This window comes from Ancylobacter sp. 3268 (genome assembly GCF_031456575.1).
GTDB lineage: Bacteria > Pseudomonadota > Alphaproteobacteria > Rhizobiales > Xanthobacteraceae > Ancylobacter.
Window position 1 is genome coordinate 16,702 of the sequence record NZ_JAVDUX010000013.1, and the last position, 10,832, is coordinate 27,533.

General features: G+C 68.7%; 7 protein-coding genes. 4 read left to right on the top strand and 3 right to left on the bottom strand.

Going from position 1 to position 10,832, the window contains the following annotated elements:
- Positions 1–53: 53 nt before the first annotated feature.
- A complete protein-coding gene (locus tag J2X65_RS18140) occupies positions 54–2,840 on the bottom strand; it encodes a ribonuclease E/G (protein WP_310203704.1) in 2,787 nt (928 codons plus the stop codon).
- A 758-nt stretch (positions 2,841–3,598) separates the two neighbouring features.
- Here J2X65_RS18140 and J2X65_RS18145 point away from each other — a divergent pair.
- Positions 3,599–4,885: an N-acetylmuramoyl-L-alanine amidase gene (locus tag J2X65_RS18145; RefSeq protein ID WP_404977751.1), complete on the top strand. Its 1,287-nt coding sequence runs from the start codon at positions 3,599–3,601 to the stop codon at positions 4,883–4,885.
- A 95-nt stretch (positions 4,886–4,980) separates the two neighbouring features.
- Positions 4,981–7,416 (top strand): penicillin-binding protein 1A, encoded by a 2,436-nt coding sequence (locus tag J2X65_RS18150; protein ID WP_310203711.1) that lies wholly within the window; start codon positions 4,981–4,983, stop codon positions 7,414–7,416.
- 18 nt (positions 7,417–7,434) lie between these two features.
- Here J2X65_RS18150 and J2X65_RS18155 read toward each other — a convergent pair whose 3' ends face one another.
- A complete protein-coding gene (locus J2X65_RS18155) occupies positions 7,435–8,049 on the bottom strand; it encodes a glutathione S-transferase family protein (protein WP_310203714.1) in 615 nt (204 codons plus the stop codon).
- Between the two features lie 209 nt (positions 8,050–8,258).
- Here J2X65_RS18155 and J2X65_RS18160 point away from each other — a divergent pair, with 209 nt between their 5' ends.
- Together J2X65_RS18160 and prfB are read left to right on the top strand one after the other, a co-directional pair.
- The gene (locus J2X65_RS18160; protein ID WP_310203717.1) at positions 8,259–8,783 is read left to right on the top strand and encodes an Lrp/AsnC family transcriptional regulator; all 525 of its coding nucleotides are present in this window, start codon (positions 8,259–8,261) and stop codon (positions 8,781–8,783) included.
- A gap of 262 nt (positions 8,784–9,045) precedes the next feature.
- Positions 9,046–10,176, top strand: a complete 1,131-nt coding sequence (gene prfB / locus J2X65_RS18165; RefSeq protein ID WP_310203720.1) for a peptide chain release factor 2 — start codon at positions 9,046–9,048, stop codon at positions 10,174–10,176.
- Between the two features lie 44 nt (positions 10,177–10,220).
- Here prfB and bcp read toward each other — a convergent pair whose 3' ends face one another.
- Entirely contained in the window at positions 10,221–10,688 is a 468-nt protein-coding gene (bcp, locus tag J2X65_RS18170; RefSeq protein WP_310203723.1) for a thioredoxin-dependent thiol peroxidase, read from the bottom strand.
- Between the last annotated feature and the right edge of the window lie 144 nt (positions 10,689–10,832).

Below are 10,832 nucleotides of genomic sequence, written 5' to 3' on the forward strand. Positions count from 1 at the left end.
CCCCGGTCCGCGTCGGCGGACCGGGGTTTGATGTTTGAGAAGCGGGCGGCCGCTCAGCTGCCGAAGATCTTGCGCTGCCACCAGCCGGTGCGGCGCGGACGATCATCGGCCGGCGCGTCGGTCGCGGCGTCGGTCGGGGTGGCCGTCTCGGTGTCCTCGCGCGTCACGGCCGCCGGGGCGGGCGCTTCCGCCGCCGGAGCCACCGGCTCGGCCGGAGCGGAGACCGGCTGCGCCGATGCTTCCGCCGCCGCTTCCGTCGCCACCGGGGCAGCCTCGCGCACCGTCGAGCGACGGCGGCGCGGCTTCGGGGCTTCCGCCTCGGCGGCAACCGGCGCCGCTTCCGCAACCGGAGCTTCCGCATCGGCCGACGCCGCCTCGCTGCCGCCGGCCTCGGCCGGAGCCGCGGCCTTGTCGGCGCGCGGGCGGCGGGTGCTGGGGCGACGGGCGCGCGAACGCGGCTTGGACGCCGCGTCCTCGGCCGGTGCAGCCTCGGCGGAAGCTTCCACCACGACGGCCTCGTCCACGGGAGCTTCGACTGCGGGAACTTCCGTCACCGCACCTTCGACGGCGAGCGTCTCGGCGGCGGGAGCCTCGGCTGCGGCTTCGCCGGCTTGCGCAGCCGCTTCCACCGCCGCCTCGCCCTCGACCGGGGCGGCAGCGATTACCTGCGCCTCGGCAGGCGGCACGCCGACCGCCCAACCCTCGCCGACGGCTTCCTCGCCGTCCTCGTCGTCACCCTCGAACTCAACGCCACCCATCTCGCCATCGCTGGCCGAACCGGGATTGTCGCCATTGGCGCCACCACCCCGACGGCGGCGGCGACGGCGGCGGCGACGGCGATTGCCGTCGCCCTGCGGTGCGGCCTCGCCGGATTCGGCCGGAGCCTGAGGGGCAGCCGGGGCTGCGGCGCTCTCGACCTCCACGGCCTCTTCCTCCTCGTCCTCGACGATCGCGATCTCGTCCTCGATCTCCACCACCGGCTCGCTCGGGCGCGGCAGCGGGATCGGGTTCAGCACCGCCTCGCCCTTGTCGATGGCGAAGGGGATGAGGCCGGTGAGCGTCGGGTCGGCGGAGATGGTGATCAGCACGCCGAAGCGGGTCTCGAGCTCATGCAGGTGCGCGCGCTTGTGGTTGAGCACATAGAGCGCGTTCTCGGCGCGGGTGCGCACGACGAGGTTGTGCGTGTTCGACTTGAGCAGCATGTCCTCGGCGGCGCGAAGCAGCTGCAGCGCGACGGAAGAGGAGGCGCGCACATGGCCGGTGCCGCCGCAGTGCGGGCAGACCTCGGTGGAGCTCTCCAGCACGCCGGTGCGGATGCGCTGGCGGCTCATCTCCATCAGGCCGAAATGCGAGATGCGGCCGAGCTGGATGCGCGCGCGGTCGTTCTTCAGGCATTCCTTGAGCTTGCGCTCGACCGCCCGGTTGTTGCGCTTCTCGTCCATGTCGATGAAGTCGATCACGACGAGACCGGCGAGGTCGCGCAGGCGCAGCTGGCGGGCCACCTCCTCGGCGGCCTCCAGATTGGTCTTCAGCGCCGTGTCCTCGATATTGTGCTCGCGCGTCGAGCGACCCGAGTTCACGTCGATCGAGACCAGCGCCTCGGTCGGGTTGATGACCAGATAGCCGCCGGACTTCAGCTGCACCACCGGCAGGAACATGGCGTCGAGCTGGCTCTCCACCCCGAAGCGGGCGAAGACCGGCTGCTGCTCGCGATAGGGCTTCACGTTCTTGGCATGGCTCGGCATGAGCATGCGCATGAAGTCCTTGGCCTCGCGATAGCCCTCGTCGCCGGAGACCAGGACCTCGTCGATGTCCTTGTTGTAGAGGTCGCGGATCGACCGCTTGATCAGCGAGCCCTCTTCATAGACCAGCGCCGGGGCGGTGGAGGCGAGGGTGAGTTCGCGTACGTTCTCCCACAGGCGCAGCAGGTATTCGAAGTCGCGCTTGATTTCGGTCTTGGTGCGGCTGGCGCCGGCGGTGCGCAGGATGATGCCCATCCCCTCCGGCACGTCGAGGTCGGAGGCGACCTCCTTGAGCCGCTTGCGGTCCTCGGCCGAGGTGATCTTGCGGGAGATGCCGCCGCCGCGCGCGGTATTGGGCATCAGCACCGAATAGCGGCCGGCGAGCGAGAGATAGGTGGTGAGCGCCGCGCCCTTGTTGCCGCGCTCTTCCTTGACGACCTGCACCAGCATCACCTGCCGGCGCTTGATCACTTCCTGGATCTTGTAGGTGCGGGCACGGCGCTGCGGCGCCCGTTCCGGCACTTCCTCGAGGGCGTCGTCGGAACCGACCTGCTCGACGACCTCCTCCTCGCCGGCGATTTCCTCGACCTCGCCGGTCGGCTCGTCATCGGCGGAAGGCCGGCGCGGCCGGCGGGAGGGGCGCGAGACGGGCTCGTCACCCTCGGCGTCGGTGGCGGCGCTCTCCGTGGAAGCGTCCTCGCTCACCGTCTCGTCGCCGGCGGCACGCTTGGCGCCCGCCTTTTCGTCGCGGCCGCGACGGCTGCGGCCGCGGGGGCGTTCCTCGTTCTCTTCCTCGGCGTCCTTGCGCTGCTGGCGCTCCTCCTCGGCAAGCAGGGCCTGCCGGTCGGCGACCGGGATCTGGTAGTAGTCGGGATGGATCTCGCTGAAGGCGAGGAAGCCATGCCGGTTGCCGCCATATTCGATGAAGGCGGCCTGGAGCGACGGCTCTACCCGCGTGACCTTGGCGAGATAGATGTTGCCGCGCAGCGGCTTGCGGTTGGCGGCCTCGAAGTCGAATTCCTCGACTCGGCTGCCGCGCACCACCACGACCCGGGTCTCCTCCGGGTGGGTGGCGTCGATGAGCATCTTGTTGGCCATTGAACTCTCATATGGGGGCACGGCGGCGTCGGCGGCGCGAGCGCGGCCGGACGGCGAAAAGCGTGCCTGTAAGCGGGGGGCGACAACGGGCCAGGAGGACGAGCAGCCTCGCATGCGGGGCGCGAACGACGCGGCGCCGACATCCGGCGGTCACGCGCCGGGCGGGAAATCCCGCTCGGTGCCCGATCCGCCCATGCCGGCTGACGTGTCATCACTCTGGTGTCGTCCATTCCTCGACCGAACAGGTAGCCGCGGTCGCGAACGACCCGGCCGGCGGCACATGGCGAGGCAGAAGCGCGCGGTCAGCTCGGAACGAGCCGGCGCCGACAAGCGGCGTTCCGCGGCCTCGACACGTCGTCGGCTGAAGCGTCACCGCGGCGCGCGGTCCGCGAGGGCCGCTCTCTAGCATCCTCACGCGCCCTGTAATGGAGCTGGCCCGGACGGGCCTGATCGTGGCCGGATGCTGGGCTCCTCCATCACTGGACCGCCCGGCGCCATCGGATCGCGAAAGCCGGATAACCGACGTCCCTGCAGGCGAACCATATGCATGCTCTTAATAGCGGCACGCGTGCCGATTTGGCAAGCCGCGCGTCGCTTGAGCGTTGCCCGCCGGCCACGCTCCGGCGGGACGGGAACTCCGGCGGTCAACGAGTGGTTAACCCGGGTTGCCTATTCCGTTAGACAGCGGAGCGGGGGCCGGACGTTTCGGAGAGACGACGCTGACGACGCGCAGGCGATCGAAAAGGTTCGGGGTGGCGCTGCTGGCGACGCTGCTTTTGGCGATCGGGCTGGTGACCCGGCTTGCGGTGGCGCGCGCCGAGGACGCGCCCGCGACCGCGCCCGAACCCGCGGTGGCGACCGACGCCCGGCTTGCCGGCGACGACGAGCGCACGCGCCTGGTGGTCGACCTGTCGCGCTCGGTCGCGCTCGGCGCCTTCACCCTTGCCGATCCCTACCGCGTCGTCATCGACGTGCCGGACGTGGTGTTCTCGCTGCCGGCCGCCTCCGGCCAGGAGGGCCGGGGCCTCGTCACCGCCTATCGCTTCGGCCTGTTTGCCCCGCGCAAGGGGCGCATCGTGATGGACCTCTCCGCGCCGGTGACCATCGACAAGGCCTTCGTGCTCGACCCGATGGACGGGCAGCCGGCGCGGCTGGTGGTTGATCTGGTCAAGGTCGACCGCGCCACCTTCCTGAAGGCGGTCGCCGCGCCGGTGCGCAGCCTGCCGGACATAGCGGGCTCGCGTCCGGAGCCGGCAGCGCCGGGCGACGTGCGCCCGGTGGTGGTGATCGATCCCGGCCATGGCGGCATCGATCCCGGCGCCACCAACGCCGCCTTCGGGGCGGTCGAGAAGGAACTGACACTGAAGATCGGCCTGATGCTGCGCGCCAAGCTGGAGAAGACGGGCCGGTATCGCGCGGTGATGACCCGCGACGACGACACCTATGTGGCCCTCGGCCAGCGGGTGGAGATCGCCCGCGAGGCCAAGGCGCGGCTGTTCATCTCGCTGCACGCCGATTCGCTCTCGGCGCGCGACGGCGACGTGCGCGGCGCCACCATCTACACCCTCTCCGACCGGGCCTCCGACGCGGAATCGCAGCGGCTGGCCGACACCGAGAACAAATCCGACAAGATCGCCGGCCTCGATCTCTCCGAGGAGCCGGCCGACGTCGCCGGCATCCTGTTCGACCTCGCGCAGCGTGAGACGCGCAATTTCTCCGCCGCCTTCGCCCGCACGCTGGCGAACCATGTCGAATCCACCGCGCGCATGCACAAATCCCCGCTGAAATCGGCGGGATTCCGCGTGCTCAAGGCGCCGGACGTGCCGTCGGTGCTGTTCGAGCTCGGCTATCTTTCCAGCCGCAAGGATCTCGAACTCATGACATCGGATGAATGGCAGTCTAAGGTCACCGATGCGATGACGACGGCCATCGAGGCCTATTTCACCGCCCAGAAGCCGACGGACGGCATGTCGGTGGCGTTGCCGGGCGGCCTGGAGGAGGCGGTCGGCGGCGCCCGCGTGGCTCCGGCCGCGATTAGGCCATAGTTGCTACGCACAGGGTGTGTCGAGGCGACGTCGGTTCATTGCGCCTGTCCGCCGCGTGTCGCGGCGGGCGCACTAGCATGCGGGGTCATGGCCGAATGCGGCTGTTGTTGCGGTTCCTGGGTTTCCTGTTCGCGGTCGGCACCATCCTGTTCGTGGTGGGCGGGGCCGTGGCCAGCTATTTCGTGTGGAAGTACTCGCAGGATCTTCCGGACTACACCCAGCTGCAGAACTACGAGCCGCCGGTGATGACGCGCATCCACGCCACCGACGGCTCGCTGCTGGCCGAATATGCCAAGGAGCGCCGGCTCTATCTGCCGATCCAGAACATTCCCGACCTGGTGAAGGAAGCCTTCATCTCCGCCGAGGACAAGAACTTCTATTCGCATGGCGGCATCGACATCACCGGCATCGGCCGCGCCGGCTATGCCTTCCTGCAGAATTACGGCTCGGGCCGCCGGCCGCAGGGCGCCTCGACCATCACCCAGCAGGTGGCGAAGAACTTCCTCCTGACCAACGAGGTCTCGCTCGACCGCAAGATCAAGGAGGCGCTGCTCGCTTTGCGCATGGAGCGCGCCTATTCCAAGGACAAGATCCTCGAGCTCTATCTGAACGAGATCTATCTCGGAATCGGCTCCTATGGCGTCGCCGCCGCCTCGCTGCTCTATTTCGACAAATCGGTGAACGAACTCACCATCGCCGAGGCGGCCTATCTCGCCGCCCTGCCGAAGGGGCCGAACAATTATCATCCGTTCCGCCGCCACGACGCCGCCGTCGAGCGCCGCAACTGGGTGATCGATCGCATGGCCGAGAACGGCTACATCACCCAGGAGCAGGCCGACAAGGCCAAGGCCACCGACCTCGCCGTCACCGTCCGCCCGACCGGCGCCCACATCTTCTCGGCCGAGTATTTCGCCGAGGAGGTGCGCCGCGAGATCTTCGAGCGCTATGGCGAGGACAAGCTCTATGGCGGCGGCCTGTCGGTGCGTACCACGCTCAATCCCAAGCTGCAGCAGATCGCCAAGAAGGCGCTGCTCGACGGCCTGACCCGCTATGACGAGCAGCGGGGCTATCGCGGCGCCATCACCGGCATCGAGACCTCCGGCGACTGGGGCGCCCGCCTCGCCGATGTCCGCGCCTTCAGCGACATTCCCTGGCGCCTCGCCGTGGTGCTTGAGGCCGGCGCCGACACGGCGCGCATCGGGCTGCAGCCGCAGCGCGACCGCTCCGGCCAGCTGCCCGATCAGCGCGAGGTCGGCATCGTCACCGCCGACGGGGTGAAGTGGGCGTTGCGCGGCAAGAAGGGCGTCAATGCCGTTCTCAAGCCGGGCGACGTCGTTTATGTCGAGCCGGTGGAGGGCAAGCCGGACCAGTGGCGCCTGCGCCAGCAGCCGAAGATCGAAGGCGCGCTGGTGGCCATGGATCCGTGGACCGGGCGCGTGCTGGCCATGGCCGGCGGCTTCTCCTTCGACGAGAGCCAGTTCAACCGCGCGACCCAGGCGCAGCGCCAGCCGGGCTCGTCCTTCAAGCCGTTCGTCTACGCCTCGGCGATCGACAATGGCTATACGCCGTCGAGCATCGTGCTCGACGCGCCGTTCGAGCTCAACCAGGCCGGCCAGGCGACGTGGCGGCCGGAGAACTATTCCGGCAAGTTCTATGGCCCGCAGACGCTGCGCTTCGGCCTCGAGCAGTCGCGCAACGTGATGACGGTGCGGCTCGCCAACGATCTCGGCATGCCGGTGATCGTCGACTATGCCAAACGCTTCGGCATCTACGACAATTTGCTGCCCTTGCTGTCGATGTCGCTGGGCGCCGGCGAGACCACGGTGATGCGGATGGCCGGCGGCTATTCGATGTTCGCCAATGGCGGCCGGCGCATCAAGCCGACGCTGATCGACCGCGTGCAGGACCGCTACGGCAAGACCATCTACAAGCATGACGAGCGCGAATGCCGGGGCTGCGACGCGGCGCAGTGGCAGGACCAGCCCGAGCCGACGCTGATCGACCGCCGCGAGCAGGTGCTCGACCCCATGACCGCCTACCAGATGGTCTCGATGATGGAGGGCGTGGTCCAGCGCGGCACCGGCACGGCGCTGAAGGTGCTCGGCAAGCCGGTGGCCGGCAAGAGCGGCACCACCAACGAGGAGAAGGACGCCTGGTTCGTCGGTTTCACCCCTGACATGGTGGTGGCGGTCTATCTCGGCTTCGATAACCCCAAGCCGATGGGCAAGGGCTCGACCGGCGGCCTGATCTCGGCGCCGGTGGTGCGCGACTTCATGCAGGTGGCGCTGGCCGACCGCGCCGCGGTGCCGTTCCGGGTGCCGCCGGGCATGAAGCTGATCCGCATCAATCCGAAGAGCGGCCTCCGCGCCGGGCCGGGCGAGAAGTCGATCCTCGAGGCGTTCAAGCCGGGCACGGCGCCGCCCGACAATTATTCGATCGTCGGCGCCACCGACGCCGCCGGCCGGCCGACCACGGTCTCGCCGGAAGCGGATCGTGCCATCGGCAATAGCGGTACCGGCGGCCTCTACTGAGGCGCCGGCGGCGCTGTCTCACAGCATCGGCGTGCCGGTGAACTCCGCCAGCGCCTCGGCCCGGGCCGCGAGGCTCGCTAGCGCCGGAATCCGGGCGTCCTCGATCTCGCCGGGCAGCATGAGGCGGGTGAAGCCGAGCGCCACGGCGGCGGTGATGTCCGCCTGCATCGGCCTTTCGCCGAACAGCCATCCCTTGTCCGCATCGATCTCCGCCTCCAGCAGTCCATAGGCGGCATGGAGTTGGCCGCGCACCCGCGCGAGCCACGGCTCGTGGCGCTTCTCCTGCGGCCGCAATTCGTGCTCGTAGACGATCTGCACCGTCTTCTCGCAGGCGGCGAGGGCGAGGCCGACGATGCGCTGGGCGCGGGCATGGTCGGCGCTGTCGGCAGGCTCGAGCGTCAGCGCCGGGTCGGCGAGGCGCTCGACATGGGCGAGGATCAGCGTCGAATCCATCAGCGTCACGCCGGCATCGGTGATGAAGGTCGGTGCCTTCACCACCGGATTGATCGCGGCGAAGGCATCGAAATGCCGGAACACCGACACCGCCTCATGGGCGAAGGGCAGGCGCAAAAACTTCAGCGAGATTGCGACCCGCCGGACATAGGGCGAATCGAGCATGCCGATCAGGCGCATGGAAGGCTCCACAAAGCGCGGGGCGCGCCCCGCAAGTCCACAAGGAGGTGACGGCATGGCAGCGGCCATGCGCGTTCCGGCGTGAGCCCACAGGGTTCTCCCGGGGGTGCCGACAGGCCGCGGTGGCGGGCTGCGCGCCGCCTCGGCACCATGGCAAAGACCGCTCGACGGTGCCATGCTGATCCATAGGCGAAAACGGGGTTCTGCTTATGGATTCAAAGCGCAGCGAGATTCGCGGCGCGCGACTGCCCGGCGTTCGTCCGGCGGTGGCGGGGCTCGACGACCGCGACTTCGATATTCTTGAGGCGTTGCAGGAGGATGGGCGGTTGCCGCTCTCCGAGCTCGGCCGGCGCATCGGCCTGTCCCAGCCGGCGGTTTCCGAACGGGTGAAGCGACTGGAGGAGCGCGGCGTCATCGCCGGCTACGGCGCACGCATCGATCTGGCCGCCGTTGGGCTGCGGATGACCGCCATCATCCGGCTCAAGACCACGCATGAGCATATCCGTCCCTGCCTGCGTGCCTTCGAGGCGCTGCCCTCCATCGTCGAGGTGCACCGCGTCACCGGCAATGACTGCTTCGTGCTGAAGGCGGTCGTGCCGGCGCCGGAGCATCTCGCGGTGATCGTCGATGCCATTGGCCGCTTCGGCGAGGTGACGACCTCGCTGGTGCTGCGCTCCGAGCCGGAGCGGCCGATTTCGCGCGAACTGATGATCGCGGCGCGTGGCCGGGATTGACGACCTGGCGGGAGGTGCCCGCACGGCGTCTCCGGAACGAGCCTCAATCGAGCGACCGGCCCCACATCACCACGTCGTGAGCGGCGCTTCGCCGGGCGGTGTCCGTGAAGGCATGTCGCCTGATCCGGCTGGTGGAGAGGCGGGCGGTCGCCCGCTCGCCCGGTGGGTCTTCTTGCCGCGCCGGTGGAGGAGGGGCGTTTACAGCCCGGTGCTTCCTCTCTATTTTCCGCCGCCTTTCTCCTTCCGTTCGAGAGTGTCCATCATGCGCGCCGACCTCGCCGCGAGCGTCGACGAAATCCGCGAAGCTGCCGGTCTCCTGAGGCAGCACATCGATTTCGATCGTTCCAAAGCCCGTCTCGCCGAGCTCAACGCGATGGCGGAAGACCCGAATCTCTGGAACGATCCCGAGCGTGCGCAGAAGCTGATGCAGGAGCGCGGCACGCTGGAGGACGGGCTCGGCGCCATCGAGCGCATCAACCGCGAGCTGGCCGACAATGTCGAGCTGATCGAGCTCGGCGAGATGGAAGGCGACGAGGACATCGTCACCGAAGCGGCTGCGGCGCTTCAGCGCCTCAAGGCCGAGGTGGCGCGCCGGCAGCTGGAGGCGCTGCTGTCCGGCGAGGCGGATGCCAATGACACCTATCTGGAAGTCCATGCCGGCGCCGGCGGCACCGACAGCCAGGACTGGGCGCTGATGCTGCTGCGCATGTATACGCGCTGGGCGGAGCGGCGCGGCTTCAAGGTGGAACTGGTGGACGAGACCGGCGGCGAGACCGCCGGCATCAAGTCCGCCACCATTCTGGTGAAGGGCCACAATGCCTATGGCTGGCTGAAGACCGAATCCGGCGTGCACCGGCTGGTGCGCATCTCGCCGTTCGATTCGAACGCGCGGCGCCAGACCTCGTTCTCGTCGGTGGATGTCTACCCGGTGATCGACGACCGCATCGTCGTCGACATCAAGGAGAGCGATCTGCGCGTCGATACCATGCGGTCGGGTGGCGCCGGCGGCCAGCACGTCAACAAGACCGAATCGGCGGTGCGCTTCACCCATATCCCGACTGGCATCGCCGTGGTGGCGCAGGGCGACCGCTCGCAGCACAAGAACCGCGCCACCGCGTGGGAAATGCTGCGCGCCAAGCTCTACGAGCTGGAGCTGAAGAAGCGCGAGGCGCAGGCCGCCGCCGACCAAGCCGCCAAGACCGATATCGGCTGGGGCCACCAGATCCGCTCCTATGTGCTGCAGCCCTACCAGCTGGTGAAGGACCTGCGCACCGGCGTCACCTCCGGCACGCCGCAGGAGGTGCTGGACGGCGATCTCGACCCGTTCATGGAAGCCGCGCTCGCCCAGCGCGCCTATGGCGGCGGCCCGGCGAGCGTCGACGACGTCGACTGAGGCACGCCGAGGCACGCCTCAGAGCGTGTGCCGTAGGGCCCCGCCTAGAGGGCTTGGGCCGCGGCGAGCACCGCCTCGGCGTGGCCGGCGACCTTCACCTTCGGCCAGACCTGCGCGACGCGCCCCTCGGCGTCGATCAGCAGCGTCGAGCGCTCTATGCCCATGAAGGTCTTGCCGTACATGCTCTTTTCGCCCCAGACGCCATAGGCGGAGAGCATGTCGTGCGACTCGTCGGTGGCGAGCGGGAAGGCCAGGCATTCCTTGTCCCGGAACTTCACCAGCGCCTTGGCCGGATCGGCGGAAACCCCGAGCACCGACGTGCCCGCCTTCTCGAACTCCGGCAGCAGACGGTTGAAGTCGTGCGCCTCGATGGTGCAGCCCGGCGTGCTGGCCTTGGGATAGAAATACAGCACCAGCTTGCGGCCGCGGAAATCGGCGAGGCGGACGATGCCGCCGTCATCGCCGGGCAGTTCGAAGTCGGGTGCCGGTTCTCCGGCAGCAATGGTGGTCATTTGCCTTCCTTTCGTCGGCTTTTGCGGCGATGCCGCGCGTGGCCGCGCACCAGCCCGTGCCTATCCCCGTCATAGATTTGCCGGCGGACAAGAAACAGACAGGATATCGCGATAGACCCCGCTCAGGCGCTATCATCCACATGC